Source organism: Cupriavidus taiwanensis LMG 19424 (genome assembly GCF_000069785.1).
Lineage (GTDB): Bacteria > Pseudomonadota > Gammaproteobacteria > Burkholderiales > Burkholderiaceae > Cupriavidus > Cupriavidus taiwanensis.
This window is the reverse complement of the sequence record NC_010528.1, coordinates 1,189,208-1,216,153: the sequence shown is the minus strand read 5'-3', so window position 1 is coordinate 1,216,153 and position 26,946 is coordinate 1,189,208. Positions and strand designations below refer to the sequence as shown.

Genomic DNA, 26,946 nt, shown 5'->3' with positions numbered 1-26,946 from the left:
ATCGTCGGCTGGCTAGTACTGTGGACCACTGCATATGTCGGCACCCGGGAGGGCCTAATTTTGCAGTTCAAGAGCGATAATTACCGGTAATTATTCATCGCCTGTTTTTCGTTATTACAAGTTAAAGGACGAACAATGAAGAAGTCTCTCCTGATCGCATCGCTGCTGGCCGCTGTTGCTCTCGCTGCTTGCGGCAAGAAGGAAGAAGCCGCCGCTCCGGCCGCTGACACGGCTGCTCCGGCTGCCACCGCTCCGGCTGCTGAAGCTTCGGCTCCGGCTGCTGAAGCCCCGGCCGCTCCCGCTGCTGACGCTTCGGCCCCGGCTGCTGACGCCTCGGCTCCGGCTGCTGACGCTTCGGCTCCGGCCGCCAAGCAGTAATCGGTTTTTCACCGATAAAAAAACCGGCCTTCGGGCCGGTTTTTGTTTTTGGGACGCGCCCACGCACGATCCCTGCTGCCGGGCCTCAGGCCCGCACCGTCTGCCACGCCAGGCCTTCTTCCTGATCCGCCACCAGCACTTCGCTCGGGCTTGCGCCCAGCGCCGCCGCCAGCGCACCGGTGGCCAGCTCACGCGTGTTGTTCTGCTTGCTCAGATGGGCGGCCACCACGCGGTTCAGCCGGTCATGAGCCACCTGCGCCAGGATGCTGGCCGCGACTTCATTGGCCAGGTGGCCAAAGTCGCCGCCGATGCGCCGCTTGAGCGAGGCCGGATAGACTGAATTGCGCAGCATCTCGCGGTCATGGTTGCATTCGAGCACCAGCGCATCGACGCCCGCCAGGCGCGCGGTCACGTAAGGTGTCTCCATCCCCGCATCGGTCAGCACGCCCAGCCGGGCCTGCCCGTCCGACAGCACGAACTGCACCGGCTCGCGCGCGTCGTGTGGCACGGTGTAAGGCAGCACCTGCAGGCCGCCGATGGCGAAACCATGGTCGGCACAGCAGACCCGCACGTCGGCCACGTCGGCGCCGCGCAGGTGCGAGGTGGCCAGCCAGGTGCCGTGGCTGGTATAGACCGTCAGGCGATGGCGCGCGGCAAAGGCATAGGCCGATCCGACATGATCGCCATGCTCGTGCGTGACCAGCACCGCGTCGAGCTGGTCCGGCGTGACGCCCAGGCGCTCCAGGCGCCGGGCGGTCTCGCGGATGCCGAAGCCGCAGTCCAGCAGCACGCGGGTGGTGGTGGTGTCTTCGCGGGATTCGATCAGCAGCGAGTTGCCCTCGCTGCCGCTGCCGAGGAAGGCGAAGCGCATCATGGCCACGCCTTCCCCGCCAGGTACCGGCCAGAACGGCCGGCTGGCAAGCCAGCACGCATGCGCCGGCTCAGTGCAGTTGCTCGTCGAGCAGCGACAGGATGCGCTTGCCGACTTCGCCGTTCTCCGGCTGGCCGGCGTCGTTGAGCACCGTCACCAGCGTGCCGCTGCCCGTGCCCTTGAGCGAGACGCGGTATTTCTTCGCGGTCTTGGGGTCGTCAGGCTTGGTGAACAGCTTGGAGAAGAAGCCGCGGTTGTCGACCGTGTTGCGCGGGTCGACATAGCGCACGTAGTACAGCCCTTGCGCGCGATCGCGGTCTTCGACGGTAAAGTTGACGCGGTCCAGCGACAGGCCCACCGATCGCCAGGCGCGGTCGAACGGCTCGGGCAGCTGCAGCGCCGGGGCGCCGTTGACCTGGGCCAGGTACGACTTGTTCGGCGCGGCACCGTCAGCGCCGGCAGTGGCGCCCGCGGCAGCCGTGGTGCCGGCGGCAGCGCCCGCCGCCGCAGCGGTATCGCCCGCCGGCGTCGGGTTCTTGGCCATGCGGTCGGCCTGCTCCTTCTGCACGCCGAGGCGCTGCGCCAGGCGCGACAGGAATTCGGCTTCCAGTTCAGGATCGGCCGGGCGCGGGGTCCACACCGTGCTCGACTTGTCGATGCCGGTCAGCTGTTCCTGCGCGCCGCGGTGGCTGATGAAGACTTCCAGCGTACCGTTCTGCGCGCGCTCGACGCGGGTGCGGAACTTGTCGCGCTCGGAGGTCGAGTACAGGCCGTCGAACACCTTGCCGATGGTATTGCGGATGATGTCCTGCGGGATCTTGGCGCGGTTCTCGGCCCAGTCGGTTTCCATGATGCCGGTCTCGGGCGAGTCCTGCACCAGCAGGAAACCGCTTTCCTGCCAGAAGCCGCGCAGTTGCTGCCACAGCTGGTCGCCGCGCATGCCGTTGCTGATCACCAGCCAGCGCTGGTTGCCGTCGCGCTCCATGCGGATGCCCTGCGCCGACGGCAGCACGTTCTCGGTCGGCGATTGCTCGCGCACCTTGGTGGCCTGGCTGTAGGTCGACAGCGTCGAGGTGCCGTTGGCATCGGGCACCGAGTAGCGACGGTCGCCTTCCAGCTTGGTCAGGTCCGGCGGCACGTCGAGCGTGGGCGTGCGCTTCGAGGCTGACGACTTGTAGTCGATCTTGTCGGGCTGCATGGCCTCGTTCAGGCTGCTGCAGCCGGTCAGCACACCGGCGGCAAGCACGGGCACAACCAGGGCGGCGCGGCGGACTTGCGTCGCGCCGCGGCGGTTAAGCTTCAGTTTCATTGACACGCAATCCTAGTAGATAAGGCGGACAGCAGGACGCCGCGAAGAATCAGGCCAGCAGGCCGGCGGCGGCCAGTGCCTTGCGTACGTAGTCGTGGTTGCCCTCGGACAGCGGGGTCAGCGGCAGGCGGATACCGCCTTCCATCTTGCCCATCTGCTGGAGCGCCCACTTGACCGGGATCGGATTGGCTTCGATGAACATGGCCTGGTTCAGCCCGATCAGTTCCATATGCAGGCGGCGCGCGGTCACGACGTCGCCCTTCAGTGCCGCCGCGCACATCTCATGCATCTTGCGCGGCGCCACGTTCGCGGTCACCGAGATATTGCCGTGGCCGCCGAGCAGGATGAGCGCCACCGCCGTGGGATCGTCGCCGCTGTAGATGGCGAAGCCTTCCGGCGCGCCCTTGATCAGCTGCGCGGCACGGTCGATGTTGCCGGTCGCTTCCTTGACACCGACGATGCCCGGCACCTGCGCCAGGCGCAGGATGGTCTCGTTGTTCATGTCCGCGACCGTGCGGCCGGGGACGTTGTACAGCAGCACCGGCAGGTCCACCGCCTCGGCGATGGTGCGGAAATGCCGGTACATGCCTTCCTGGGTTGGCTTGTTGTAGTACGGCACGACTTGCAGCGAGGCATCGGCTCCCACCTTCTTGGCGAAGGCGGTCAGCTCGATGGCTTCCTTGGTGGAATTGCCGCCGGTCCCCGCGATGATCGGGATGCGCTTGCCGGCCTGTTCCACCGCAACGCGGATCAGCTCGCAGTGCTCCTCGACGGTCACCGTCGGGGACTCGCCGGTGGTACCCACGATCACGATGGCGTCTGTGCCTTCGGCAACGTGCCAGTCGACCAGTGCGCGCAGGGCCGGAAAGTCCAGGCTGCCGTCCTCATGCATCGGGGTGACGATGGCAACGATGCTGCCGGTAATCTGTGTCATAACGTTAGGGAATTCGGGATGCGAATAACGGGATTGTACCGGAACCGCAGGCCGCTTCGACCGCCGCCCGGACAGGGGTTGATACCAACTGTTTCAACGCGTGCGGCGCGATTTGCGCCGACAGCGCGGCGCGCCGCTCAGGGATCGAGCCGGTAGCGTGGCGGCGCGGCCGCACCGGCAGCTCCGGTCGCCTCGCGCACCGCACATAGGCGCTGCACGAAGGCTGTTTTCGGCACTTCCACCACGCCGTCCTCGAAGGCCACCACGCGCAGCCCATGGGCGCGCGCGACGTCGAGCAGCTCGCCCGGGCGCAGCAGGAAATCCGGCCGCGACGGCTTGCCCACGGTCTCGTTGCCGGCGGCGAAGGTTTCGTAGATCCAGTACCCGCCCGGCGCCAGCGCGGCCGCCAGGTGGGGCCACAGCGGCCGGTGCAGGTAGTTGGTAACGACGATGGCGTCGAACGGCGCCTCTTCGGACAGCGGCCAGCCGCCCTGCTCCAGGTCGGCCACGCGCCCGGTCACGCCGGTCAGGCCGGCGGGCAGGCCGGCGATGGCGTCGGCATCGCGGTCGACCGCCAGCACCTGGTGGCCGCGCGCCGCCAGCCACGCGGCATGGCGGCCGCCGCCGCAGGCCAGGTCCAGCACCCGTGCACCCGGGCGCAGCAGATGGGCCCAGCGCGTGACCCAGGCAGAGGGAGCGGCAATGCCGGCATGCGACAGCGTCATGGCAGCCCCCTCAATTGAGCAACAGCACGATCGGGCGCAGCAGCAGCTCGATCAGCGACATCAGCACATTGACCACCGGCGTCATCCAGATCGTGGTGATCACGCCCGCGGCCACCAGCGCCAGCACCACGAAAATGCCGTACGGCTCGATGCGCGACACCGCACGCGCGATGCCCTGCGGCAGCAGCGCGGTCAGCACGCGGCCGCCGTCCAGCGGCGGCACCGGGAACAGGTTGAAGGCCGCCACCACCAGGTTGACGCGCACGCCGGCCAGCGCCATCTCGCCGAAGAACGGCTCGCGCACGCCGCCCCAGGTCAGGCCGATCGCCAGCAGCACCCACACGAAGGCCTGCACCACGTTGCTGGCAGGACCGGCCAGCGCCACCCACATGCCATGCCAGCGCGGGTTGCGCAGGCGCTCGAACACCACCGGCACCGGCTTGGCGTAGCCGAACACGAACTGGCCGCTGGTCATGATGTACAGCAGCAGCGGCACGGCAATGGTGCCGATCGGGTCGATATGGCGGATCGGGTTCAGGCTGACGCGCCCGAGCGCATAGGCCGTGCTGTCTCCGAACAGCTTGGCCACGTAGCCGTGCGAGGCCTCGTGCAGCGTGATGGCGAAGAGCACCGGCAGGGCATAGACCGCGAAGGTCTGGATAAGGGAGGAATCCATGAGCGCTATTGTAGCGGCCCGCCGGCGTCCGGGCGCACGCTGATGCACCCGGCCGAAGGCGCGGCGGCGCCGCGTGTCAGAGGCCGAAGCGGGCGATGTCGCCGCGGCCGGCGCGGACCAGTTCGGGCTCGCCGCCGGTCAGGTCGATCACCGTGGTCGGCTGCGCCGGCGCCGGCCCGCCGTCGACGACGAGATCGAGCTGCTTTTCCAGCCGCGCCCGGATCTGCGCCGGATCGTTGAGCGGCGCCTCGTCGCCCGGCAACTGCAGCGTCGCCGAGATCAGCGGCTCGCCGGTCTCGCCCAAAAGCGCCAGCGGGATGGCATGCTCGGGCACGCGCACGCCGATGGTCTTGCGCGCCGGGTGCGACAGCCGCCGCGGCACTTCCTTGGTCGCTTCCAGGATGAACACGTACGGGCCCGGCGTGGCGCCCTTGAGCCAGCGGTACTGCCGGTTGTCGACGCGGGCAAAGTTGCCGAGTTCGGACAGGTCGCGGCACATCAGCGTCAGGTGATGGCGGTCGTCGATGCCGCGCAGCCGGCGCAGGCGCTCGACCGCGGCCTTGTCGTCGAGCCGGCAGGCCAGGGCATAGCTGGAGTCAGTCGGCAGCGCGACCAGCCCGCCCTTCTGCAGGATCTGGGCCGCCTGCTTGAGCAGGCGCGACTGCGGGTTGAGCGGATGGATCTCGAAGTACTGTGACATGGGCCAGGGAGCGGATTCGGATGGAACGGAAAGGCATCCGGGGCTGGCCCCGGCCAGGCAGGACGTGCCTACCAGTCATGCCAGACCGGCGTGACCGTGGGCGGCAGCGGCGGCAGCGTGCCCAGTTCCACCCGGCCCTCGCCGGGCCCGTGGAAGTCCGAGCCGCGCGAAGCCAGCAGGCCGTAGTGCCGCGCGACCTCGGCGTAGCGGCGGTACTGGTCGGGCGTATGGCTGCCGGTCACCACCTCGACCGCGCCGCCGCCCAGCGCCGTGAATTCGTCGAACAGCGCGTCGTGCTGGGTGTCGGTGTAGTGGTAGCGGCCCGGGTGCGCCATCACCGCGATGCCGCCGGCGGCGCGGATCCAGCCCACCGCTTCGGCCAGGCTGGCCCAGCGATGGCCGACATAGCCGGGACGGCCCTCGGACAGGTATTCGCTGAAGACATCGCCGATGCTGGCGCAGCGGCCCTGGTCGACCAGCCAGCGCGCAAAGTGCGTGCGCGAGATCAGGTCGGGGTTGCCCACGTACTGCAGGGCCCCTTCATAGGCACCGTCGATGCCCACCCTGGCCAGCGCGTCGGCGATATCGCGCGCGCGCCGCGCGCGGCCCGAGCGGGTTTCAGTCAGGCCATCGATCAGTTCCGGACAGAAGGGGTCGATCTGCAGGCCGACGATATGCACGGTCTGCCCGGCCCAGGTCACCGAGATCTCGACGCCCGGCACATAGCGCATGCCGAATTCCTCGGCGGCGGCGCGCGCCTCGGCCTGCCCGCCCAGCTCGTCGTGGTCGGTCAGCGCCCAGAACGCGACCCCTGCGTCGCGGGCGATCCGCGCCACGGCGCGCGGCGCGAGCGTGCCGTCGGAAACGGTGGAATGGCAATGCAGGTCGGCATTGATGGCGTGGGCATTTTGCATGGTGGCATTCTACTCCCGTCGCCCCTGGCATGCGTGGCGCCGCCACCGCTGGCCGGCCGCGCAAAGCCATGCCGGCAACGCTGGCGTCGGCGGCAAGCCGCTGGCTGCGGGGTATAGTCGGACTTTGCACCGTCGATTCGCGGGCACCTGGCGTGCCTGCCCTGCCCCATGCCTACCGCTACCCCTGCCACCGCCCCCGTCACCACCACCGATGTCCTGATCGTGGGCGCCGGCCCGGTCGGCCTGTTCGCCGCATTCCAGGCCGGCGTGCTCGGCCTGAAATGTGAACTGATCGATGTGCTCGACCGCGCCGGCGGCCAGTGCACCGAGCTGTATCCGGAAAAGCCGATCTACGACATTCCCGCCGTGCCGGGATGCCTCGCGCAGGACCTGGTGGACCGGCTGCTGGAGCAATGCGCCCCGTTCGACTTCCCGATGCACTTCGGCCAGCGCGCCGAAAGCGTCGCGGAGATCCCGGCGCCGGCGGCATCGGCAGGCCATGCCGGGCACGAACGCCTGCTGGTGACGACCGACGGCGGCAAGCGCTTCGATGTCGCCGCGGTGCTGATCTGCGCCGGCGCGGGCGCGTTCGCGCCGCAGCGCGTGTCGCTGCCCGAGGCGGCGGCGCTGGAAGGCCGCCACGTGCACTACGCGGTGCGCGATGTCTCGCACTTCGCCGGCAAGCGCGTGATCGTCGCGGGCGGCGGTGACTCGGCGCTGGACTGGGCACTGGCGCTGCGCAAGGTCGCCGCGCGCGTGACGCTGCTGCACCGGCGCGAGGGCTTTCGCGCTGCCGACGGCACCGTCGCCGAGATGCGCCGCGCGGTGGCCGAGGGCGAGATGGACTTCGTGGTCGGCATGCTGGGCGCACTGCGCACCGAAGGTGCGGACGGCGGGCTCAGCGAAGTCGAAGTGCGCACGCGCGACGGCAGCACCGTGTTGCCCGCCGAGGAACTGGTGGCGCTGTACGGCCTGGTGTCCGAGCCGGGCCCGATCGCGCAGTGGGACCTGGATATGCGCGCCGGCCGCATCCTGGTCGACACCACCACCTATGAAAGCTCGCGCCGCGGCATCTTCGCCGCCGGCGATATCGCCTTCTACCCCAACAAGCAGAAGCTGATCCTGTCAGGGTTCCACGAGGCGGCACTCGCACTGCGCAAGGCCTACCACTACGCGTTCCCGGAAAAGGCGCTGGTGCACGTGCACACCAGCAACAATGCCGCGCTGAAGGAAAAGCTTACCCACGCCTGAGGCCAGGACCGACGCCGGTATCACGTGCCGGCGCAGAACGATTCCACCAGCTCCGCCACGGCGGCGGGCTGGTCGTGGTGCAGCATGTGGCCCGCCTCCTCCACCACCGCCTCGCGGAAGTCGCGGAAGGCCTGGAAGCGCTGCTTGAACTCGTCGATGGACTGCTTGTGGGCAATATGGCGCAGCGTCTCGGAATCGCGCGCCTCCACGTGCAGCACTGGCGCGGTGACCTGCTGCCAGACCGCCATCACTTCATCGAGCCGGTACAGCATCGGGTTGACCAGCTTGTGCGCGGGATCGCCCAGGATCTCCCAGCGGCCCTCGGCGTTGCGGCGCGACCAGTGCGCGGCCAGGAACGCAGCGCGGTCGTCCGGCAGGCGCGGGTTGGTCTTCTGCAGGCGCGCGGCCACGCCGTCGAGGCTGTCATAGGTCTTCAGCTCCGCCCCGGCGCGCACTTCGTCGAGCCAGCGCGCGTAGCGCCGCGGCGCATGCTCCGGCCGCGTCGCGGTCATGCCGAAGCCCTCCAGGTCCACCACGCGGCGCACGCGCTGCGGGCGGATGCCGGCATACAGGCAGATCACGTTGGCGCCCATGCTGTGGCCGACCAGGTCGACCTGGCCGTCGGGCTGGTAGTGGTCGAGCAAGGCCTCCAGGTCGGCGATGTAGTCGGCGAACCAGTAGGACTGCGTGCCCGGGTAGCGCGTCGGCCAGTCGGTCTCGCCAAACCCGCGCCAGTCGGGCACGATCACATGCCAGTCGCCGCGCAGGTGGTCGACCAGGAACTGGAACGACGCGGCCACGTCCATCCACCCGTGCAGCATGAACAGCTTGCGCGCGCCGGGCGTGCCCCAGTGGCGCACGTGGTAGCGCAGCCCGCGCACCGTGATAAATTCAGACCGCGAGGTTTCCTTGATTGTCATTGTCTCCACCCTTGCGTCGGGAGCTTGCCCGCCGCGGGGGTCGGCGGGGAAGCCTCGACAAAATAGAACGATCGTTCGCTTGCGCGCATTATAGCGGTAGCGGCCACCCGTGCCGCGGCCCATGGCAGGACGCGCGGGCGCACCCAACGGAGACCCTGATGGCCGCAGCTGCCTTGCCGGCAAGCCGGCGCGACGACTACCGCGCCCTGTACGAATCTTTCCGCTGGGAGATTCCGCCGCACTTCAACATCGCCGAAGCCTGCTGCGGCCGCTGGGCCCGCGACCCGGCCACCATGGACCGCATCGCGGTCTATACCGAGCACGAAGACGGCCGCCGCAACGCGCATACCTTCGCCTACCTGCAGGCCGAGGCCAACCGCCTCTCGGCGGCGCTGCGCGCGCTCGGCGTGACGCGCGGGGACCGCGTGGCGATCGTGATGCCGCAGCGCATCGAGACCGTGATCGCGCATATGGCGATCTACCAGCTCGGGGCCATCGCCATGCCGCTGTCGATGCTGTTCGGGCCGGAGGCGCTGGCCTACCGCATCGCGCACAGCGAAGCCGGCGTGGCGATCGCCGACGAGACCTCGATCGATAACCTGCTGGGGGCGCGCCCCGAATGCCCGACGCTGGCCACGGTGATCGCCGCCGGCGAGGCCCGCGGCCGCGGCGACCAGGACTGGGACCTGCTGCTCGCGGGGCAGCTGCCGACCTTCGTCGCCGAGCAAACCAAGGCCGACGAGGCCGCGGTGCTGATCTACACCAGCGGCACCACCGGCCCGCCCAAGGGCGCGCTGATCCCGCATCGCGCGCTGATCGGCAACCTGACCGGCTTTGTCTGCTCGCAGAACTGGTATCCGCAAGACGACGACGTGTTCTGGAGCCCGGCCGACTGGGCCTGGACCGGCGGCCTGTGGGATGCGCTGATGCCGGCGCTGTACTTCGGAAAGCCGATCGTCGGCTACCAGGGCCGCTTCTCCGCCGAGCGCGCCTTCGAGCTGCTGGAGCGCTATGCCGTCACCAACACCTTCCTGTTCCCGACCGCGCTCAAGCAGATGATGAAGGCCTGCCCCGAGCCGCGCCGGCACTACGACATCCGGCTGCGCGCGCTGATGAGCGCGGGCGAGGCCGTGGGCGAGACCGTGTTCGACTGGTGCCGCGACGCGCTCGGCGTGCTGGTCAACGAGATGTTCGGCCAGACCGAGATCAACTACATCGTCGGCAACTGCACCGCGCAGAACGACGACGCACGGCTGGGCTGGCCGGCCCGGCCGGGTTCGATGGGACGCCCCTACCCCGGCCACCGCGTGCAGGTAATCGACGACGAAGGCCGCCCCTGCGCGCCGGACGAGGACGGCGAGGTGGCGGTGTGCGCGACCGACAGTGCCGGACATCCGGACCCCGTGTTCTTCCTGGGCTACTGGAAAAACGACGCCGCCACCGCGGCCAAGTACACCGAGCGCGACGGCCTGCGCTGGTGCCGCACCGGCGACCTCGCACGCGTCGATGCCGACGGCTACCTGTGGTACCAGGGGCGCGCCGACGATGTATTCAAGTCATCCGGCTACCGCATCGGGCCGAGCGAGATCGAGAACTGCCTGCTCAGGCATCCGGCGGTGTCCAACTGCGCCGTGGTGCCGTCGCCAGATCCGGAGCGCGGCGCGGTGGTCAAGGCCTTCGTGGTGCTGACGCCGTCCGTGGCGCGTTCGTTCGACGGCGATGCGGCGCTGGTTGCGGAACTGCAGGCGCATGTGCGAGGCCAGCTGGCACCGTACGAATACCCCAAGGCGATCGAATTCATCGACCAGTTGCCGATGACCACCACGGGCAAGATCCAGCGGCGGGTGTTGCGGCTGCTGGAGGAGGAGCGCGCCGCCGGGCGCCGCCGGTCAGCCTAGCCGGCCGATGCCTCCAGCCATGCCAGTTCATCGTCGTCGAAGCCCGCGGCACGGCGCGCCTCGAGGTTGAACGGGCCGCGCAGCTTCGGCGCGCGGTACTGTTCGGCCAGCTGCGCGTAGGTGGCGACGGGTTCCAGCCCGCGCTGCGCGCACAGCCAGCGATACCAGTGATTGCCGATGGCGACGTGGCCGACCTCGTCGCGCAGGATGATGTCGATGATGGCCGCGGCGGCATGGTCGCCGGCGCCGGCCAGCCGCGCACGCACCGGCGGCGAGGCATCGAGACCGCGCGCTTCCAGTGTGCGCGGCACCAGCGCCATGCGCGCCAGCACGTCGCCGGCGGTCTTGCCGGTCATCTCCCACAGGCTGTCGTGGGCCGGGAAATCGCCGTAGGCGGCGCCGAGCGTGGCCAGGTGGTCGGCCAGCAGCGTGAAGTGGTACGCCTCTTCATCGGCTACGCGCAGCCAGTCGCGGTAATACGCGGGCGGCATGCCGGCAAAGCGCCAGGCCGCATCGAGGGCCAGATTGATGGCATTGAATTCGATGTGGCACAGCGCATGGATCATCGCCGCGCGCCCGGCCGCGGTCTGCAGCGAGCGGCGCCGCTCGACGTGCTGCGGCGCGACCAGCAGCGGCCGCGCCGGCCGGCCGGGGATGGCATGGGCCGGCGTGGCGAGAATGGCCTCGCCGGCGCCGAGGGCATCGTCAGGCAACGTCGCCACGTGCCGATAAAGTGCGCGCGCCGCCACCGCCTTGTCGCGCGGGTCCGTCAGGCACAGCACCGCCAACGCCTGCTGGCGTGGCGAAGGTGACGGGTCAGGCTGCGCGGCGTCGGGTGTTTTTTCTGGCATGGGCGTAAAATCCGGGTCTGCCGCCATTGTAGGGCCTGGCCGGCACCCCGCCCGCCGCGCCAGCCGCGCAGCCGGGGCGCCGCCCCGTTCCCCCGCGCTGGCCCTTTAAAGTCCGGCGGCAACCCCCACTTCAACAAAAGCCATTCGTGCAGGAGACCTCATGGCGCTTTACCAGCTCGGCGACGTCAAGCCCAGTATCGACAGCGATGCCTACGTGGCCCCCGAAGCCACCATCATCGGCAACGTGACCCTCAAGTCCCGCGCCAGCGCCTGGCCCGGTGTCGTGATCCGCGGCGACAACGAGCCGATCGTGGTCGGCGCGGACACCAACATCCAGGAGGGTTCGGTGCTGCATACCGACCCGGGCTGCCCGCTGACCCTGGGCGACAAGGTCTCGATCGGCCACCAGGCCATGCTGCACGGCTGCACCGTGGGCGAAGGCTCGCTGATCGGGATCCAGGCCGTGGTGCTGAACCGCGCCGTGATCGGCAAGGAATGCCTGGTGGGCGCCGGCGCCGTGGTGACCGAGGGCAAGGTTTTCCCCGACCGCTCGCTGATCCTGGGCGCGCCGGCCAAGGTGGTGCGCCAGTTGACCGATGCCGACGTCGCCAACCTGTACCGCAACGCCGAGACCTACGCCACGCGACAGGCCATGTACAAGCAACAGCTCAAGCGGATCGGCTGACGACCGCCGGGCCTCTACAGAAACTCGACCGATTATTGTGACCGATACCACCACCCCCGACACCCTGCAGAAGTTCCTGTTCGACGCGGCCCCCGTGCGCGGCGAGCTGGTGCGCATGGAAGCCACCTGGCAAGAAGTGCTCGGCCGCCACAGCTACCCTGGCCCGGTGCGCCGGCTGCTGGGCGAGATGATGGCTGCCGCGGCGCTGCTGTCGGCCAACCTGAAGTTCAACGGGGCGCTGGTGATGCAGCTGCACGGCGACGGCCCGGTGCGCATGCTGGTGGTGGAATGCCTGTCCGACCTGTCGATGCGCGCCACCGCCAAGCTGGCCGAAGGCGCACAGCTTGCCGACGATGCCACGCTGGCGCAAATGGTCAACGCCCACGGCCACGGCCGCTTTGCCATCACGCTGGATCCGAAGGACAAGCTGCCGGGCCAGCAACCCTACCAGGGCATCGTGCCGCTGGCCGACGCGCACGGCCCGCTGGGTTCGATCAGCGCCGTGCTGGAGCACTACATGCAGGCCTCCGAGCAGCTCGACACGCGCCTGTGGCTGGCCGCCGACGACCATGTCGCCGCCGGCATGCTGCTGCAGAAGCTGCCGGCCTACGGCGGCACCGCCGAAGTCGGCGAGACCGGCGCGGCGCTGGCCAGCCATGCCAGGGCGCAGGACCTCGATACCTGGGACCGCGCGGTGCAGCTCGGCACCACGCTGAAGGCCGAGGAACTGCTGGCAGAGACCCCCGATACCCTGCTGCGCCGCCTGTTCTGGGAAGACCTGCAGGACACCGGCCTGCGGGTGTTTGAGCCGCTGACGCCGCATTTTTACTGCAGTTGCTCGCGCCCGAAGGTGGCCGGCATGCTGCAGTCGCTGGGCCAGGCCGAGATCGAAAGCATCATCGCCGAGCGCGGCCATGTCGAGATCCATTGCGACTTCTGCGGCCAGCGCTATGAGTTCGATCCGGTCGACTGCGCCCAGCTGTTCTCGCCCACGCCGGTCGCCACCGGCGCTGGCGCCGGCGCCAGCCAGCACCACTGATCCGGCCTCGGGCAGCGCCTGCGTGCGCTGCCGCACCGAGCGGGCGATGCGCGCCAGCCGGCGGGCGGCGCCGCGGAAACATCGGCCTTGCCGCCGGGTCCAACGGCTGTACGATGGCAGCATGCAGCTGCCGGTCAGCGAGCCTGAGAACCGCCATGTCCGCCCGAGCCAACCTTCCCCTGCCTGACTTCGCATTCCGTGCCTGTCATCCGCGGCGCGGCGTCGCGGCCTGCGCCGCGCTCGGCGCGCTGCTGCTGGCTGCCGGTTGCGTGCAGATCCCGCGCGATGCCAATGGCTCGCCGCCTACCGCGCGGCTGGCACCCAACGCGATACCGCCGGCGCCGCTGAGCGCCGAAGACAGGCAGAAACTCGACGAGCTGAACCAGCAGGTGCTGCGCGACCAGGCCGCCGCGATCGCGCTGGACCAGCAGGCCGCGGCCGCGCGCGCGGCCTATGCCTATCCCAACACCAGCTGGAACCTGTTTTACGGCGGATGGGGTGGCGGCCACTGGGGCGGCGGCGTCAGCGTCGGCATGCCCGGCTGGGGCTGGGGCGGCTATCCGTACGGCTGGTGGTGAGGCGGTGAGGGACTGCGGCGGGCTTGAAGCCAGCCGCCGGCAGTCACGGTGAACGGCTCAGTGGCCGCCCCGGCCGGCGACTGAATTCGGCGGCGGCGGCAACGGCGGCGTGGCGCTGACCTTGGGCGCCGGCGCGACGAACTGCACGAAGACCTCGCCTTCGCGCACCATGCCCAGCTCATAGCGGGCGCGCTCCTCGATGGCGCCGGTGCCGTCCTGCAGGTCGGCCACTTCCCCTTCCAGCTTGGCGTTGCGCAGCTTGAGCGTCTGGTTGCGGGCGCCCTGCTCGGTCAGCTGGCGGTTCAGATCCCATACGCGCAGCCAGCCGCCCTTGCCTAGCCAGAGTGGATACTGGATGGCAAGCAGCAGCACGAACAACAGCAGGGAAATCAGGCGCATGAAAAGTGGCGGACAGGAATTTCCGCACAATGATCTGCGAACTCCGCCCGGAAGGCAATTGCCAGGCAGATTTCGATACAAAAACGGCGGCGGCCGGGAAGTCCCGGCCGCCGCCATCCCATTCACCCGCAGCCGCTCCCGCTGGCGCGGGAACGACGCGGCAAACCGTCAGCGCAGGTTGTAGAACGCGCCCTTGCCCGGGTAGCTGGCGATATCGCCCAGGTCTTCCTCGATACGCAGCAGCTGGTTGTACTTGGCCATGCGGTCCGAGCGCGACAGCGAGCCGGTCTTGATCTGGCCGGCGTTGGTGCCCACGGCAATGTCGGCGATGGTGCTGTCCTCGGTCTCGCCCGAGCGGTGCGAGATCACGGCGGTGTAACCGGCGCGCTTGGCCATCTCGATGGCGGCAAAGGTCTCGGTCAGGGTGCCGATCTGGTTGATCTTGATCAGGATCGAGTTGCCGATGCCCTTCTCGATGCCTTCCTTCAGGATCTTGGTGTTGGTGACGAACAGGTCGTCGCCCACCAGCTGCACGCGCTTGCCCAGCTTGTCGGTCAGCGTCTTCCAGCCATCCCAGTCGCCTTCGGCCATGCCGTCCTCGATCGACACGATCGGGAACTTGTCGCACAGGTTGGCCAGGTAGTCGGCGAACTGTGTCGAGCTCAGCTTCAGGCCTTCGCCTTCCAGCTGGTACACGCCTTCGGCCTCGTGGTAGAACTCGCTGGCGGCGCAGTCCAGCGCCAGCAGCACGTCCTCGCCAGCGCGGTAGCCGGCCTTCTCGATGGCCTGCACGATGGTGTTCAGGCACTCTTCATTCGAAGAGAAGTTCGGGGCAAAGCCGCCTTCGTCGCCCACCGCGGTGGACATGCCCTTGTCGGCCAGGATCTTCTTCAGCGCGTGGAAGATCTCGGCGCCGCAGCGCAGGGCTTCGCGGAAGCTGGTCTGCGACACCGGCATGACCATGAATTCCTGGATGTCCAGGCTGTTGTTGGCGTGCGCGCCGCCGTTGACGATGTTCATCATCGGCACCGGCAGTTGCATTGCGCCCGAGCCGCCGAAGTAGCGGTACAGCGGCAAGCCGGCTTCCTCGGCCGCGGCCTTGGCCACCGCCATCGACACCGCCAGCATGGCGTTGGCGCCCAGGCGGCCCTTGTTCTCGGTACCGTCGAGGTCGATCAGGGTGCGGTCCAGGAAGGCCTGCTCGGAGGCGTCCAGGCCCATGATGGCTTCGGAGATCTCGGTGTTGATATGCTCGACCGCCTTCAGCACGCCCTTGCCCAGGTAGCGGCCCTTGTCGCCGTCGCGCAGCTCGATGGCTTCGCGCGAACCGGTCGACGCGCCCGACGGCACCGCGGCGCGGCCCATCACGCCGGATTCCAGCAGCACGTCGCACTCGACGGTGGGATTGCCGCGCGAGTCGAGAACCTCGCGACCGATGATATCTACGATTGCACTCATGAATTCCTCTCTGACTGTTGATTCTTGCTGCTGATCACTTCAACCTGCGCGCGTGTCAGGCGCATGTCATGCGCGCAGGCGATGCGCGCATGACGGCTGCCTGGCGCCAGCCGGCTCAGGCGGCGCCTTCGACCACGATCATGTTCATCTTCGCCGCGTGCTCGCGCGACTTGCGCGCGGCGCGGTAGGCCTCGCCATCGTGGAAGGCCTTGGCGTCGTCATAGCTGGGGAATTTCAGCACCACCACGCGCGTCGGTGCCCATTCGCCCTCCAGCGGCTCGGTCCGGCCGCCGCGCACCAGCACCTCGGCGCCATGGATCTGCATGGCCCGGCTCGAAAGCACCTTGTATTCCTCGTACTGCTGGGGGTCGGTCACGTCGACGTAGGCGATGATAAAGCCCGCGGCCATGGAGAATCTCCCGATTTTTTGTATTGTCTTTCGATATGGTTTGTCACTGCCGGCATCCGTGGCCGGCGCGGCGGCGACAAACGGGCGGGCTCAGGCGCAGGCCGGCCAGCCGAAGTTGTCTTCCAGGAAGCCGGCGCGCTTGACCAGCGTGTCGAGCTCCTTGAGCACGGTCAGCAGTTCCTTCATGCGCGACAGCGGCACCGCGTTGGGGCCGTCGGACATGGCCTTGCTCGGGTCCGGATGCGTTTCCATGAACAGGCCCGCCACGCCGGTGGCGACCGCGGCGCGCGACAGCACCGGCACGAACTCGCGCTGGCCGCCCGAGCTGGTGCCCTGGCCGCCCGGCAGCTGCACCGAGTGGGTGGCGTCGAACACCACCGGGGCGCCGGTCTCGCGCATGATCGCCAGCGAGCGCATGTCGGACACCAGGTTGTTGTAGCCGAACGAGACGCCACGCTCGCAGGCCATGAAGACATCGTCGGGCAGACCGGCTTCACGCGCGGCATCGCGCGCCTTGTCGATCACGTTCTTCATGTCGTGCGGCGCCAGGAACTGGCCTTTCTTGATGTTCACCGGCTTGCCGCTCTGCGCGCAGGCACGGATGAAATCGGTCTGGCGGCACAGGAACGCCGGCGTCTGCAGCACGTCGACCACGGCGGCGACGGGCTTGATCTCGTCGATCTCGTGGATGTCGGTCAGCACCGGCACGCCGATCTCGCGCTTGACGTGGGCCAGGATCTCCAGGCCCTTTTCCATGCCCAGGCCGCGGAACGACTTGCCGGAAGAGCGGTTGGCCTTGTCGAACGACGACTTGTAGATGAACGGGATGCCCAGTTCCGTGGTGATGGCCTTGAGCTCGCCCGCGGTATCCAGCGCCATCTGCTCGGACTCGATCACGCACGGGCCGGCGATCAGGAAGAACGGCTTGTCGAGGCCAACCTCGAATCCACAGAGTTTCATGACTGTCTCTCCTGCTTGCGTCGGGCCTTAAGCGCCCTTGCGCTGCTGGCTGGCCAGCGCGGCTTCGACGTAGGCCTTGAACAGCGGGTGGCCGTCGCGCGGCGTCGAGGTGAATTCCGGGTGGAACTGCACGCCGACGAACCACGGGTGCATCGACTCCGGCAGTTCCATCATTTCGGGCAGGTTCTCGGTCGGCGTACGCGCGGAGATCACCATGCCGGCCTTTTCCAGCGTCGGCACGTAGTGGTTGTTGACTTCGTAGCGGTGGCGGTGGCGCTCGTTGACCTCGGCGCCATAGATGGCGCGGGCCTTGGTGCCTTCCTTCACCGGCACGCGCTGCGCGCCCAGGCGCATGGTGCCGCCCAGGTCGGAATCGGCCGAGCGCTGCTCGACCTTGCCTTCGCGGTCGACCCACTCGGTGATAAGCGCGACCACCGGATGCTCGGTTTCCAGGTTGAACTCGGTCGAGTTGGCGTCGGCCATGCCGGCCAGGTGGCGCGCAAACTCGATCACGGCCAGCTGCATGCCCAGGCAGATGCCCAGGTAAGGGATCTTGTTCTCGCGGGCGTACTGGATCGCGCGGATCTTGCCCTCGGTGCCGCGCTTGCCGAAGCCGCCCGGTACCAGGATCGCGTCCAACGGGGCCAGCACTTCGAGATGGCCCGATTCCAGTTCCTCGGAATCGATGTACTCGATGTTGACGCGCGTGGCGGTGTGCATGCCGGCGTGGCGCAGCGCCTCGATCAGCGACTTGTACGACTCGGTCAGGTCGACATACTTGCCGACCATGCCGATGGTGATTTCGTGCTCGGGGTTTTCCTGGGCGTTGACCAGCTTCTGCCACATCGACAGGTCGGCCGGCTTGGGATCCAGGCGCAGTTCCTCGCAGATCAGGCGGTCCAGGCCCTGCTCGTTGAGCATCTGCGGGATCTTGTAGATGCTGTCCGCGTCCCACACCGAGATCACGGCGTCCTGCGGGATATTGGCGAACAGCGAGATCTTGGCGCGCTCGTCGTCCGGGATCGGGCGGTCGGCGCGGCACAGCAGCGCGGTGGGCGAGATGCCGATTTCGCGCAGCTTCTGCACCGAGTGCTGGGTCGGCTTGGTCTTCAGTTCGCCGGCGCTGGCAATGAACGGCACCAGCGTCAGGTGCACGAAGGCGCAGTGGTTGCGGCCCATGCGCAGGCTCATCTGGCGCGCGGCTTCCAGGAACGGCAGCGACTCGATGTCACCCACGGTGCCGCCGATTTCCACCAGCGCCACGTCGGCCTTGCCATCGTGCGAGGCAGCGGCGCCCTTCTCGATGAAGGCCTGGATCTCATTGGTGATATGCGGGATCACCTGCACGGTCTTGCCCAGGTATTCGCCGCGGCGCTCCTTGCGGATCACCGATTCGTAGATCTGGCCGGTGGTGAAGTTGTTCGACTTGCGCATCTTGGCCGAGACGAAACGCTCGTAGTGGCCGAGATCGAGGTCGGTTTCCGCACCGTCTTCCGTGACAAACACCTCGCCATGCTGGAAGGGGCTCATCGTGCCGGGATCGACGTTGATGTAGGGATCGAGCTTGAGGAGGGTGACTTTGAGGCCGCGCGACTCAAGAATGGCCGCGAGCGAGGCAGCAGCGATGCCCTTGCCGAGAGAAGAGACGACGCCACCGGTGACGAAGACGAATTTGGTCATAAACCGAGCTTGCCGGGGAAATCGGGATTATACATGAGAGCCCGTTCCCCGCCGACCCGGAAATTGTGACAGCGGCCCCGCGCCAACGCCCGTCAGCGGGCGCTGCCGCCGCGCTGCGGCGCATGCGCCGCACGCCGGCTCAGCGCCCCTGCTCGCGCATCGCGCCGATCAGTTCGCGCACCAGTTGCGCGGTCTGCTGCGGTCGCTCCATCGGGTACAGATGGCCGCCTTCGATAAAGCGCAGGTTGGGCCCGACCAGCCGGCGCGTGGCCCCCAGGCCGCACTGCCGCACCTCGCGCGAGCGCGTGCCGGCGACGAAGCCGACCGGCACCGGCGCGCCGCGCGCGACCTTGCGACCGAGGCTGGTCGGCAGCGTGCGGTAGATCCAGTATTCGACCTCGCGGTCGAAGCGCAGCCGGCGCTCGTTGTCCTTGCCAGTGGCCTCGGTGCCGTGGATGGCGTAGTCGCGCAGCACCTCGTGGTCCCACACCGCGAAGTTGGGCTTGGCGCGGAAGTGTTGCCAGACGGCCTCGGCATCCGGCCAGTGCGTGCGCCGGTTCTTGGTCACCGCCGCCGGGCCCGGCTTTTCATCGATGCCCAGCATCTGGGCAGTCTTCAGCAACGACGCGCGCCAGCCCGCGATGATCGGCGAATCCAGCATCACCACGCCCCGCACCCGCTCGGGCCGGCGCAGCGCCGCCATCAGCGACAGGAAACCGCCCAGCGAATGACCCACCAGCCACACCGGCTCGCGGTACTGGCGGTCGATGTCGCCCAGCAGTTCTTCCACCAGATGCGGCCAGCCGCGTGTCACCGGGAACTCCGGCTTGTGGCCGTAGCGGTCCACGGCGCGGAACTCGAACTCGCCGTCCAGTTCGCCGAACAGCTTGCGGTAGGTCGTCACCGGGAAACCGTTGGCGTGGGAAAAATGGATGATCTCGCGCATGCCTGCCGCCCCTCAGTCCGGCTTGCGCGGATGCACACGCCTGGCCCGGACCGGCTGGGCCCAGCGGTCGGCCTCGCCCGAGCGCGCCAGCGAGAATTCCGCGGGCGCGGCCGGGTCCCACTCGGGGTTGTGGATCTCGCCGAAGACCTGGCGCAGGCGATGGCCCCAGGTATCGCGGATCATGCGGAAATAGGCATTGCGCTCGTCGATATTGACGAAGCGGGTCACCTGCAGCGAATCCGCCTCATAGACCAGCAGGTCCAGCGGCAGGCCCACCGAGATATTCGACTTCAGCGTCGAGTCCATCGAGATCAGCGCGCACTTGGCCCCTTCCGCCAGCGGCAGCGACGGGTGCACGATGCGGTCGACGATGGGCTTGCCGTACTTGGCCTCTCCGATCTGGAAGTAGCAGTTCTCGGGCGTGGCCTCGACGAAATTGCCGGCCGCGTAGATATTGAACAGCCGCACCCGCTCGCCGCGCACCTGGCCGCCGAAGATCAGGCTGACGTTGAATTCGATGCCGGCGTCGCGCAGCGCGTGCGCGTCGCGCCGGTGCACCTGGCGCACGGCCTCGCCGACGATCGAAGCAGCCTCGAACATGTCGCGCGCGGTCCACAGCGAACGCTTCTCGTCGTGGTCCTCGATCAGGATCTGCCGCACCGACTGGCTGATGGCCAGGTTGCCCGCGGTCATCAGCACCATCACCCGGTCGCCGGGCTCCTCGAACACCGTCATCTTGCGCGCGGTGGAGATGGCGTCTACCCCGGCGTTGGTGCGGGAATCGGACAGGAATACCAGGCCGGCATCCAGCCGCATGGCTACGCAATACGTCATGGTTTGTCTTGGTGTTCTTGGTGGCGGCCGGCCCGGGCCGGCAGTGGCCTGCATTCACTCCGGATTCTAGCGCCGGTGCACCTGCACCGCGCCGCGTCTGGAAGCAAGCACCTAATCAGGTCGAAAGTGGCGTGATGGTTACATTGACTTCCAGCGTCTCGCCGGCGCCGCCTTCCAGGATGCCCCGCACTGGTGCCGCGGAGGCGTAATCGCGCCCCACCGCCAGCCGGATATGGCGTTCGTCGGTCAGGCAGCCGTGCGTAATGTCGATGCTGCACCAGATCTCCGCGGCCGGGTCCAGGCACACGTCGGCCCAGGCGTGGCTGGCCAGTTCGGTGGCCGCCGGGTCATAGAAATATCCGCTGACATAGCGGGCTGGGATGCCCAGCGCACGGCAAGCCGCCACCATCACCTGCGCCTGGTCCTGGCACACCCCGGTGCCCAGAGCAAAGGCCTCGGCCGCCGAGGTGCCGACATCGGTGGTGTTGGGCTTGTAGCGCACGCGCTCGCCGATGCCCTGGGCCAGCGCCAGCAGCGCGCCGATATCATGCCCGGCCGCCAGGAACGGCGCGGCAAACGCCTGCATCGCCGCCGGCGCGGTGGTCAGCGGCGTGCTGGCAAGGAAGTACAGCGGCGACACCCGCGCTTCGCCGTCAGGCGGCGCATCGCAAAACGCATGGTGCCCGTCGCGGTCCAGATCGCCATGCGGCGGCAGCACTTCCACCTCGCCGCTGGCTTCGATGGCGATGGTGCTGGCGGGCCCGGACACCGTGAAGTTGTGCACGATGTTGCCGAAGCCGTCGCGCGCCGCCGAGGGCTTGCCGGGCGCCGACAGCTGCCAGTGGCCCACGGTCTGCAGCGGGCCCGAGCGCGGCTCCAGCCGCACTTCGTGCACGCTGCGCCGCACCGGTTCGGCGTAGCGGTAGACAGTATGGTGGTGGATCTTGTATTTCACGGTTTCAGGGCGCGGCTGCACGAGGCTGCCGGCGGCCCGGCTCAGGCCGCCTGCAGCGGCACGAGGAAGTCCCGGCTGATGCCATTGCCGAGGTCGCCGATGCGCTCGAGGAAGCTGGTCAGGTACGCATGCAGGCCGACGGCAAAGATATCGTCGATGCGCGCGTATTTCAGGTCGGCGTGGAGTTTACCAGCCTGGCGCTCGGTTTCCGCCGAATGCTGGTTGCGCACCGTATGCAGGATCGCCACCACCTCGTCCATGCTCGACACCAGCGAACGCGGCATGTCCGGGCGCAGGATCAGCAGTTCGGCCACGCGCTGCGGCGTGATGACCGCGCGATAGACCTTGCGGTAGACCTCGAAGCCCGACACCGAGCGCAGGATCGCTGCCCAGTGGTAGAAGTCGTTCTGCGCGCTGCCCTGGTCGACGCCCTGCCCGCCGCGCCGATCGGCACTGGTCTCGGGCTCGTTGCCCTCGCCGCCCGATGACGCCTGGAACTTGACGTCGAGTATCCGCGCGGTATTGTCGGCGCGCTCCAGGAAGGTGCCGAGCCGCATGAAGTGGAAGGCATCGTCCTTGAGCATGGTGCCGAACTGCACGCCGCGCGCAAGGTGCGAGCGGAACTTGACCCATTCGAAGAAGCGCGCCGGGTCTTCCTTCAGCACGCCGTCGGCAATCAGGCGCTGCACCTCCAGCCACGTGGTGTTGACGGTTTCCCAGACCTCGGTGGTCAGCGAACCGCGCACCGCGCGCGCATTCTCGCGCGCCGCGCGCAGGCAGCTCATGATCGACGAGGCATTGGTCATGTCGCGCACCATGAAGTCGATCACGTCGTCGCGCGACAGCAGGCCATACTTGTGGTCGAAGACCTCGGTCAGCTCCGAGATATCGAGCATGGCCCACCAGCCCTGCTCGGCCACTTCGGCCGATTGCGGCAACAGCGAGGTCTGGTAGTTGACGTCGAGCATGCGCGCGGTGTTCTCGGCGCGCTCGGTGTAACGGGCCATCCAGAACAGGTGGTCGGCGGTGCGGCTCAGCATGTGGGCTCTCCCGGGTTGGCGGCGGTCGTCATCGCGGTGGTCTTGGCAGTCTTCATCGCAGGCACCGGGTTCATCGTTCCAGCACCCAGGTGTCCTTGGTGCCGCCCCCCTGCGAGGAATTCACCACCAGCGACCCCTCCCGCAGCGCCACGCGGGTCAGCCCGCCCGGCACCATGCGCACCTCCTTGCCCGACAGCACGAACGGGCGCAGGTCGATATGGCGCGGGGCGATGCCGGACTCGACATAGGTCGGGCAGGTCGACAGCGCCAGCGTGGGCTGCGCGATGTACTGCTCGGGCCTGGCCCTGACCACCTCGCGGAAGGCTTCGATTTCGGCGCGTGTCGCGGCCGGCCCGACCAGCATGCCGTAGCCGCCGGCGCCATGGGTCTCCTTGACCACCAGTTCACCCATATGGTCCAGCACGTACTGCAGGTCCTCGGCGCGCCGGCACATGTAGGTCGGCACGTTGCTGAGGATGGCCTCCTCGCCCAGGTAGAAGCGGATCATGTCCGGCACATACGGGTAGATCGACTTGTCGTCGGCCACGCCGGTGCCGATCGCATTGCAGATGGTCACGTTGCCGGCGCGGTAGACCGACAGCAGCCCCGCGGCGCCTAGCGTGGAATCGGGGCGGAAGGCGAGCGGATCGAGGAAATCGTCGTCGACGCGCCGGTAGATCACGTCGATGCGTTGCGGGCCCTGCGTGGTGCGCATGAACAGGTGGTTGTCCTCGACGAAGAGGTCGCTGCCCTCGACCAGCTCCACCCCCATCTGCTGCGCCAGGAACGCATGCTCGAAGTACGCCGAGTTGTACATGCCCGGCGTCAGCACCACCACGGTCGGATCGGCGATGGCCTGCGGCGAGACCCCGCGCAGCATGTCGAGCAGCAGGTCGGGATAGTGCGCCACCGGCGCCACGCGGTTGCGCGCGAACAGGTCCGGGAACAGGCGCATCATCATCTTGCGGTTTTCCAGCATGTACGACACGCCCGACGGCACGCGCAGGTTGTCTTCCAGCACGTAGAACTCGCCCTCGCCGGCGCGCACCACGTCGATGCCGGCGACATGCGCATAGACGTCGTGCGGCACGCTGACGCCGAGCATCTCGGGCCGGTACTGGGCGTTGTTGTAGATCTGGTCGGGCGGGATCACCCCGGCGCGGATGATGTCCTGGCCGTGGTAGATGTCGTGGATGAAGCGGTTCAGCGCGGCCACGCGCTGGCGCAAGCCTTTTTCCAGCAGCGCCCATTCGCTCGCCGGGAAAATGCGCGGGATCACGTCGAACGGAATGGTGCGCTCGGTGCCGCTGTTGGCCTCGTCCTTGTCGCCGTAGACGGCGAAGGTGATGCCCACGCGCCGGAACACCAGGTCGGCCTCGGCGCGCTTGTTGGCCATCGTGCTTTCGGTCTGGCGCGCCAGCCATTCGGCGAAATGCCGGTAATGCGGGCGTACCGCCCCGTCAGGCAAGGCCTGCCCCGCGTGGATCAGCGCCGGCGCCTTGTCCTCGCGCCAGTCCAGCATCTCGTCGAAGTACCGCGCCGCCATGATGGCCGCTCCTCCATGTCGCGGGCCGCCGGCACGGCGGCGCTTGTCCGCGCCGCTGCCGGCCGCCCTGGTTGCCCTGGCTGTCGTGCCCTGCCCCGCGCCGCGCCGGTCGGCGCAAGCCACGGTGATGCCGTCGAGTCACTGGCTCTTCCAGCATATCCGTGCCGGCGAAAGCCGCAAGGTGGCCCGGCGCGACGCCGGGTCGGCCGCGCCAGCACCGAAGGCAAGCTAGCAAGATGCCTGCCAGCGCACGCAAATAGGCCGCCGGCAGGACCGGCGGCCTCTTTGCGTTGCATGGAGAGCGCAGTCGTGCCCTGGTGCCATGCCCCGCCGGGCATGGGGCGGCAGATCAGCGCGCCGCGCCGGCGCCTTGCCGCACGGTGGCCCGCAGGATGGTGTCGACCAGCACCTCGGGCGGCTGGCGGATATCGAGCGCCAGCGCGTCGCCGGGTTCTTCCAGCGTATCGAACTGGCTTTGCAAGAGCTCCGGGTTGAAGAAGTGCTCGGTGCGCGCGGACAGGCGCTCGCCGATCAGCGCGGCATCCCCCTTCATGAACACGAAGGTCACGCCGCCATCCGGCGGGGTCAGCCGGTCCCGGTACGCCTGGCGCAGCGCCGAGCAGGTGAACACATGGGTGCGGCCTTCGGCCCGGGCCGTGTCGATCGCCGCGCGCATCGCGGCCAGCCACGGCCAGCGGTCTGCGTCGGTCAGCGGGATGCCGGCGTGCATCTTGGCCTTGTTGGCGTCGCTGTGGAAGTCGTCGGCGTCATGGAAGCCGCAGCCCAGCCGCTGCGCCAGCAACTGGCCGACCGTGGTCTTGCCGCTGCCGGAAACGCCCATCAGGATATAGATCATGTCTGCTCCGTCGGTCTTGGTATCGGATGGTGGTGCCATCCTTGTCGGTTGCCTGCCCGTCCGCGGCGGCCCGGCCGAACGCAGTGGCGGCGGGTCGCAGGGACGTCGCGGGGGCGCGGCGGCCCCCGCGGGAAAATTCACGATGAAAAGTCGGCTCTGGCCCGGTTATTGTGCGACGGATCGCAGCGCGGCGGGTTGGCCGTCGCTACCGGCGGCTTCGGCATCCGCCTCGGACAGGTCGAGTGCGCTGCCGCCCTCTTCCGCGATGCGTGCGTGGCGCCGGAACAGGCCGAACAGGCCGCGGCCCAGGCTGAATTGCGCGAACGGGTCGGCAGGGGCGCGGGCTGGCGCACGCGCCGCGAATTCGGCTTCGTCGCCCAGCCATTGCAGCGTGCCGGCGACGGCGTCGACACGGATGCGGTCGCCGTCGCGCACGCGCGCCAGCGCGCCGCCCGCCAGCGCCTCGGGGCCGACGTGGATCACCGCCGGCACTTTGCCCGAAGCGCCGGACATGCGCCCGTCGGTCACCAGCGCCACCCTGTGGCCGGCGTCCTGCAGCGCGCCCAGCACGGGGGTCAACCGGTGCAGTTCGGGCATGCCATTGGCATTCGGCCCCTGGAAGCGCACCACGGCCACCACGTCGCCGCGCAGTTCGCCGGCATCGAACGCCGCTTGCAGCGCCTCTTGCGAATCGAACACGCGCACCGGGGCCTCGACCACGCGATGCTCGGGTGCCACCGCCGAGACCTTGATCACGCCGCGGCCCAGGTTGCCCTGCATCAGGCGCAGGCCGCCCTCGGCGGAGAACGGGGCCGCGGCGGTCGCCAGCACCTGCGGGTCACCGCTTTGCGCAGCGCCGTCGCGCCATTGCAGCACACCCTCTGTCATCACCGGTTCCTGCGTGTAACGGGCCAGGCCCGGCCCGGCCACGGTCTGCACATCCTCGTGCAGCAGCCCCGCCTGCAGCAGCTCGCGGATGACGAAGCCGGCGCCGCCGGCGGCATGGAAATGGTTCACATCGGCCGAGCCATTGGGATAGACGCGAGCCAGCAGCGGCGTGATGCGCGACAGCAGGTCGAAATCGTTCCAGTCGATGACGATGCCGGCGGCACGCGCCATCGCCACCAGGTGGATGGTGTGGTTGGTGGAACCGCCGGTGGCAAGCAGGCCGACCATGGCGTTGGCGATGGCGCGCTCGTCGACGATGCGCGCCAGCGGCAGGTAGTCGTTGCCGCGCGCGCGCAGTGCAATGGCGCGCTGTGCCGCGGCGGCCGTCAGCGCATCGCGCAGGCCGCTGTCGGGATGGACGAAGGCAGCGCCGGGCAAGTGCAGGCCCATCACTTCCATCAGGAACTGGTTGCTGTTGGCCGTACCGTAGAAGGTGCAGGTGCCGGGGCCGTGATAGGCCTGGCATTCGGCCTCCAGCAAGGCCTCGCGCCCGACCTGGCCGGTGGCATAGAGCTGGCGCACGCGCGCCTTCTCCTTGTTGGGCAGCCCGCTGGCCATCGGGCCCGCGGGCACGAACACCATCGGCAGGTGGCCGAACTGGAGCGCCCCCATCAACAGCCCAGGCACGATCTTGTCGCACACCCCCAGCATCAGCGCCGCATCGAAGGTGTTGTGCGACAGCGCCACCGCGGTGCCCATGGCAATCGCATCGCGCGAGAACAGCGACAGCTCCATGCCCGCGTTGCCCTGCGTGATGCCGTCGCACATGGCCGGCACGCCGCCCGCCACCTGCGCCACCGCGCCGACCGCGCGCGCGGCCTCGCGGATCACGGCGGGATAGCGCTCGTAGGGCTGGTGCGCCGACAGCATGTCGTTGTACGCGGTGACGATGCCCAGGTTGGGCGCATGGTCGACACGCAGCTTCAGCTTGTCGCTGGCCGGCAATGCGGCAAAGCCGTGCGCCAGGTTGGCGCAGGACAGGCCGCGCAGCGGCCCCAGTTCCGCCTGGGCGCGCTCGCAGCGGGCAAGATAGGCGGCACGGCTGGCGCGGCTGCGCGCAATGATGCGGTCGGTAACGGCCTGGAGTTCGGCCCGGACGGCGGAAGGCATGGCGGTGACGGTCCTTGTGGGTATGGCGAGGCGGCGCCGATGCGGCGCCATCGCCTGTAGATTTTCTACAGATCGG

At 68.5% G+C, this 26,946-nt stretch carries 27 protein-coding genes; 6 read left to right on the top strand and 21 right to left on the bottom strand.

Annotated elements, in window-relative coordinates; genetic code table 11:
* Positions 1-135: 135 nt before the first annotated feature.
* Entirely contained in the window at positions 136-378 is a 243-nt protein-coding gene (locus RALTA_RS30765; protein WP_012352476.1) for a hypothetical protein, read from the top strand.
* 85 nt (positions 379-463) lie between these two features.
* Here RALTA_RS30765 and RALTA_RS05655 read toward each other — a convergent pair whose 3' ends face one another.
* The 7 genes from RALTA_RS05655 to RALTA_RS05625 all read right to left on the bottom strand — a co-directional run bounded on the left by RALTA_RS05655 (position 464) and on the right by RALTA_RS05625 (position 6,507).
* Positions 464-1,252: an MBL fold metallo-hydrolase gene (locus tag RALTA_RS05655; RefSeq protein WP_012352475.1), complete on the bottom strand. Its 789-nt coding sequence runs from the start codon at positions 1,250-1,252 to the stop codon at positions 464-466.
* 67 nt (positions 1,253-1,319) lie between these two features.
* Complete coding sequence (gene bamC / locus RALTA_RS05650; RefSeq protein ID WP_012352474.1) at positions 1,320-2,558, bottom strand: outer membrane protein assembly factor BamC; 1,239 nt, start codon at positions 2,556-2,558, stop codon at positions 1,320-1,322.
* A 49-nt stretch (positions 2,559-2,607) separates the two neighbouring features.
* A complete protein-coding gene (gene dapA, locus RALTA_RS05645; protein ID WP_025582250.1) occupies positions 2,608-3,492 on the bottom strand; it encodes a 4-hydroxy-tetrahydrodipicolinate synthase in 885 nt (294 codons plus the stop codon).
* A 137-nt stretch (positions 3,493-3,629) separates the two neighbouring features.
* The gene (locus tag RALTA_RS05640; protein WP_012352472.1) at positions 3,630-4,217 is read right to left on the bottom strand and encodes a class I SAM-dependent methyltransferase; all 588 of its coding nucleotides are present in this window, start codon (positions 4,215-4,217) and stop codon (positions 3,630-3,632) included.
* A 10-nt stretch (positions 4,218-4,227) separates the two neighbouring features.
* Positions 4,228-4,893: a site-2 protease family protein gene (locus tag RALTA_RS05635; RefSeq protein WP_012352471.1), complete on the bottom strand. Its 666-nt coding sequence runs from the start codon at positions 4,891-4,893 to the stop codon at positions 4,228-4,230.
* A 76-nt stretch (positions 4,894-4,969) separates the two neighbouring features.
* On the bottom strand, positions 4,970-5,593 hold the full coding sequence (locus RALTA_RS05630; protein ID WP_012352470.1) for an L-threonylcarbamoyladenylate synthase: 624 nt from the start codon (positions 5,591-5,593) through the stop codon (positions 4,970-4,972).
* Between the two features lie 68 nt (positions 5,594-5,661).
* Positions 5,662-6,507, bottom strand: a complete 846-nt coding sequence (locus tag RALTA_RS05625) for a 3',5'-nucleoside bisphosphate phosphatase (RefSeq protein ID WP_012352469.1) — start codon at positions 6,505-6,507, stop codon at positions 5,662-5,664.
* 168 nt (positions 6,508-6,675) lie between these two features.
* On the opposite strand from RALTA_RS05625, the gene RALTA_RS05620 reads away from it, so the two are divergent.
* Positions 6,676-7,758 (top strand): NAD(P)/FAD-dependent oxidoreductase, encoded by a 1,083-nt coding sequence (locus RALTA_RS05620; RefSeq protein ID WP_012352468.1) that lies wholly within the window; start codon positions 6,676-6,678, stop codon positions 7,756-7,758.
* A gap of 20 nt (positions 7,759-7,778) precedes the next feature.
* On the opposite strand, the gene RALTA_RS05615 is transcribed toward RALTA_RS05620, so the two are convergent.
* A complete protein-coding gene (locus tag RALTA_RS05615; protein ID WP_012352467.1) occupies positions 7,779-8,678 on the bottom strand; it encodes an alpha/beta fold hydrolase in 900 nt (299 codons plus the stop codon).
* Positions 8,679-8,836: 158 nt separating this feature from the next.
* Here RALTA_RS05615 and RALTA_RS05610 point away from each other — a divergent pair, with 158 nt between their 5' ends.
* Entirely contained in the window at positions 8,837-10,576 is a 1,740-nt protein-coding gene (locus RALTA_RS05610) for an acyl-CoA synthetase (protein ID WP_012352466.1), read from the top strand.
* On the opposite strand, the gene RALTA_RS05605 is transcribed toward RALTA_RS05610, so the two are convergent.
* On the bottom strand, positions 10,573-11,454 hold the full coding sequence (locus RALTA_RS05605) for a ferritin-like domain-containing protein (protein ID WP_012352465.1): 882 nt from the start codon (positions 11,452-11,454) through the stop codon (positions 10,573-10,575). The genes RALTA_RS05610 and RALTA_RS05605 overlap by 4 nt on opposite strands.
* A 133-nt stretch (positions 11,455-11,587) precedes the next feature.
* Here RALTA_RS05605 and RALTA_RS05600 point away from each other — a divergent pair, with 133 nt between their 5' ends.
* The 3 genes from RALTA_RS05600 to RALTA_RS05590 all read left to right on the top strand — a co-directional run bounded on the left by RALTA_RS05600 (position 11,588) and on the right by RALTA_RS05590 (position 13,729).
* The gene (locus tag RALTA_RS05600; protein WP_012352464.1) at positions 11,588-12,112 is read left to right on the top strand and encodes a gamma carbonic anhydrase family protein; all 525 of its coding nucleotides are present in this window, start codon (positions 11,588-11,590) and stop codon (positions 12,110-12,112) included.
* 37 nt (positions 12,113-12,149) lie between these two features.
* Entirely contained in the window at positions 12,150-13,151 is a 1,002-nt protein-coding gene (gene hslO, locus RALTA_RS05595) for an Hsp33 family molecular chaperone HslO (RefSeq protein WP_012352463.1), read from the top strand.
* Between the two features lie 155 nt (positions 13,152-13,306).
* Complete coding sequence (locus RALTA_RS05590) at positions 13,307-13,729, top strand: hypothetical protein (RefSeq protein WP_012352462.1); 423 nt, start codon at positions 13,307-13,309, stop codon at positions 13,727-13,729.
* Between the two features lie 57 nt (positions 13,730-13,786).
* Here RALTA_RS05590 and ftsB read toward each other — a convergent pair whose 3' ends face one another.
* The 12 genes from ftsB to edd all read right to left on the bottom strand — a co-directional run bounded on the left by ftsB (position 13,787) and on the right by edd (position 26,870).
* Positions 13,787-14,128, bottom strand: a complete 342-nt coding sequence (gene ftsB / locus RALTA_RS05585; protein ID WP_025582264.1) for a cell division protein FtsB — start codon at positions 14,126-14,128, stop codon at positions 13,787-13,789.
* Positions 14,129-14,296: 168 nt separating this feature from the next.
* Entirely contained in the window at positions 14,297-15,586 is a 1,290-nt protein-coding gene (gene eno, locus RALTA_RS05580) for a phosphopyruvate hydratase (RefSeq protein WP_012352460.1), read from the bottom strand.
* A gap of 115 nt (positions 15,587-15,701) precedes the next feature.
* Complete coding sequence (locus RALTA_RS05575; RefSeq protein WP_012352459.1) at positions 15,702-15,995, bottom strand: DUF1330 domain-containing protein; 294 nt, start codon at positions 15,993-15,995, stop codon at positions 15,702-15,704.
* 90 nt (positions 15,996-16,085) lie between these two features.
* Positions 16,086-16,955, bottom strand: a complete 870-nt coding sequence (gene kdsA, locus RALTA_RS05570) for a 3-deoxy-8-phosphooctulonate synthase (protein ID WP_012352458.1) — start codon at positions 16,953-16,955, stop codon at positions 16,086-16,088.
* Positions 16,956-16,982: 27 nt separating this feature from the next.
* Complete coding sequence (locus RALTA_RS05565; RefSeq protein ID WP_012352457.1) at positions 16,983-18,635, bottom strand: CTP synthase; 1,653 nt, start codon at positions 18,633-18,635, stop codon at positions 16,983-16,985.
* Positions 18,636-18,774: 139 nt separating this feature from the next.
* Positions 18,775-19,581 (bottom strand): alpha/beta fold hydrolase, encoded by an 807-nt coding sequence (locus RALTA_RS05560; RefSeq protein WP_012352456.1) that lies wholly within the window; start codon positions 19,579-19,581, stop codon positions 18,775-18,777.
* A gap of 12 nt (positions 19,582-19,593) precedes the next feature.
* Positions 19,594-20,415, bottom strand: a complete 822-nt coding sequence (locus RALTA_RS05555) for a hypothetical protein (protein WP_012352455.1) — start codon at positions 20,413-20,415, stop codon at positions 19,594-19,596.
* A gap of 115 nt (positions 20,416-20,530) precedes the next feature.
* Positions 20,531-21,370, bottom strand: coding sequence for a transglutaminase family protein (locus tag RALTA_RS05550; RefSeq protein WP_041232313.1), 840 nt, complete (start codon positions 21,368-21,370; stop codon positions 20,531-20,533).
* A gap of 41 nt (positions 21,371-21,411) precedes the next feature.
* Positions 21,412-22,377 (bottom strand): alpha-E domain-containing protein, encoded by a 966-nt coding sequence (locus RALTA_RS05545; RefSeq protein ID WP_370819846.1) that lies wholly within the window; start codon positions 22,375-22,377, stop codon positions 21,412-21,414.
* 103 nt (positions 22,378-22,480) lie between these two features.
* Positions 22,481-23,956 carry a circularly permuted type 2 ATP-grasp protein gene (locus RALTA_RS05540; protein ID WP_012352452.1) on the bottom strand — a complete coding sequence of 492 codons (1,476 nt, stop codon included), beginning with the start codon at positions 23,954-23,956 and terminating at the stop codon, positions 22,481-22,483.
* 349 nt (positions 23,957-24,305) lie between these two features.
* Positions 24,306-24,812, bottom strand: a complete 507-nt coding sequence (locus RALTA_RS05535) for a gluconokinase (protein ID WP_012352451.1) — start codon at positions 24,810-24,812, stop codon at positions 24,306-24,308.
* 165 nt (positions 24,813-24,977) lie between these two features.
* Complete coding sequence (gene edd, locus RALTA_RS05530; protein ID WP_012352450.1) at positions 24,978-26,870, bottom strand: phosphogluconate dehydratase; 1,893 nt, start codon at positions 26,868-26,870, stop codon at positions 24,978-24,980.
* Positions 26,871-26,946 lie beyond the last annotated feature (76 nt).

What these genes read in the sequence shown, in the direction of transcription:
- RALTA_RS30765 (WP_012352476.1), top strand. Translation starts at nt 136, where the DNA reads ATGAAGAAGTCTCTCCTGATCGCATCGCTGCTGGCCGCTGTTGCTCTC.
- RALTA_RS05655 (WP_012352475.1), bottom strand. Translation starts at nt 1,252, where the DNA reads ATGATGCGCTTCGCCTTCCTCGGCAGCGGCAGCGAGGGCAACTCGCTG.
- bamC (WP_012352474.1), bottom strand. Translation starts at nt 2,558, where the DNA reads ATGAAACTGAAGCTTAACCGCCGCGGCGCGACGCAAGTCCGCCGCGCC.
- dapA (WP_025582250.1), bottom strand. Translation starts at nt 3,492, where the DNA reads ATGACACAGATTACCGGCAGCATCGTTGCCATCGTCACCCCGATGCAT.
- RALTA_RS05640 (WP_012352472.1), bottom strand. Translation starts at nt 4,217, where the DNA reads ATGACGCTGTCGCATGCCGGCATTGCCGCTCCCTCTGCCTGGGTCACG.
- RALTA_RS05635 (WP_012352471.1), bottom strand. Translation starts at nt 4,893, where the DNA reads ATGGATTCCTCCCTTATCCAGACCTTCGCGGTCTATGCCCTGCCGGTG.
- RALTA_RS05630 (WP_012352470.1), bottom strand. Translation starts at nt 5,593, where the DNA reads ATGTCACAGTACTTCGAGATCCATCCGCTCAACCCGCAGTCGCGCCTG.
- RALTA_RS05625 (WP_012352469.1), bottom strand. Translation starts at nt 6,507, where the DNA reads ATGCAAAATGCCCACGCCATCAATGCCGACCTGCATTGCCATTCCACC.
- RALTA_RS05620 (WP_012352468.1), top strand. Translation starts at nt 6,676, where the DNA reads ATGCCTACCGCTACCCCTGCCACCGCCCCCGTCACCACCACCGATGTC.
- RALTA_RS05615 (WP_012352467.1), bottom strand. Translation starts at nt 8,678, where the DNA reads ATGACAATCAAGGAAACCTCGCGGTCTGAATTTATCACGGTGCGCGGG.
- RALTA_RS05610 (WP_012352466.1), top strand. Translation starts at nt 8,837, where the DNA reads ATGGCCGCAGCTGCCTTGCCGGCAAGCCGGCGCGACGACTACCGCGCC.
- RALTA_RS05605 (WP_012352465.1), bottom strand. Translation starts at nt 11,454, where the DNA reads ATGGCGGCAGACCCGGATTTTACGCCCATGCCAGAAAAAACACCCGAC.
- RALTA_RS05600 (WP_012352464.1), top strand. Translation starts at nt 11,588, where the DNA reads ATGGCGCTTTACCAGCTCGGCGACGTCAAGCCCAGTATCGACAGCGAT.
- RALTA_RS05590 (WP_012352462.1), top strand. Translation starts at nt 13,307, where the DNA reads ATGTCCGCCCGAGCCAACCTTCCCCTGCCTGACTTCGCATTCCGTGCC.
- ftsB (WP_025582264.1), bottom strand. Translation starts at nt 14,128, where the DNA reads ATGCGCCTGATTTCCCTGCTGTTGTTCGTGCTGCTGCTTGCCATCCAG.
- eno (WP_012352460.1), bottom strand. Translation starts at nt 15,586, where the DNA reads ATGAGTGCAATCGTAGATATCATCGGTCGCGAGGTTCTCGACTCGCGC.
- RALTA_RS05575 (WP_012352459.1), bottom strand. Translation starts at nt 15,995, where the DNA reads ATGGCCGCGGGCTTTATCATCGCCTACGTCGACGTGACCGACCCCCAG.
- kdsA (WP_012352458.1), bottom strand. Translation starts at nt 16,955, where the DNA reads ATGAAACTCTGTGGATTCGAGGTTGGCCTCGACAAGCCGTTCTTCCTG.
- RALTA_RS05565 (WP_012352457.1), bottom strand. Translation starts at nt 18,635, where the DNA reads ATGACCAAATTCGTCTTCGTCACCGGTGGCGTCGTCTCTTCTCTCGGC.
- RALTA_RS05560 (WP_012352456.1), bottom strand. Translation starts at nt 19,581, where the DNA reads ATGCGCGAGATCATCCATTTTTCCCACGCCAACGGTTTCCCGGTGACG.
- RALTA_RS05555 (WP_012352455.1), bottom strand. Translation starts at nt 20,415, where the DNA reads ATGACGTATTGCGTAGCCATGCGGCTGGATGCCGGCCTGGTATTCCTG.
- RALTA_RS05545 (WP_370819846.1), bottom strand. Translation starts at nt 22,377, where the DNA reads ATGGCCCGTTACACCGAGCGCGCCGAGAACACCGCGCGCATGCTCGAC.
- RALTA_RS05540 (WP_012352452.1), bottom strand. Translation starts at nt 23,956, where the DNA reads ATGGCGGCGCGGTACTTCGACGAGATGCTGGACTGGCGCGAGGACAAG.
- RALTA_RS05535 (WP_012352451.1), bottom strand. Translation starts at nt 24,812, where the DNA reads ATGATCTATATCCTGATGGGCGTTTCCGGCAGCGGCAAGACCACGGTC.
- edd (WP_012352450.1), bottom strand. Translation starts at nt 26,870, where the DNA reads ATGCCTTCCGCCGTCCGGGCCGAACTCCAGGCCGTTACCGACCGCATC.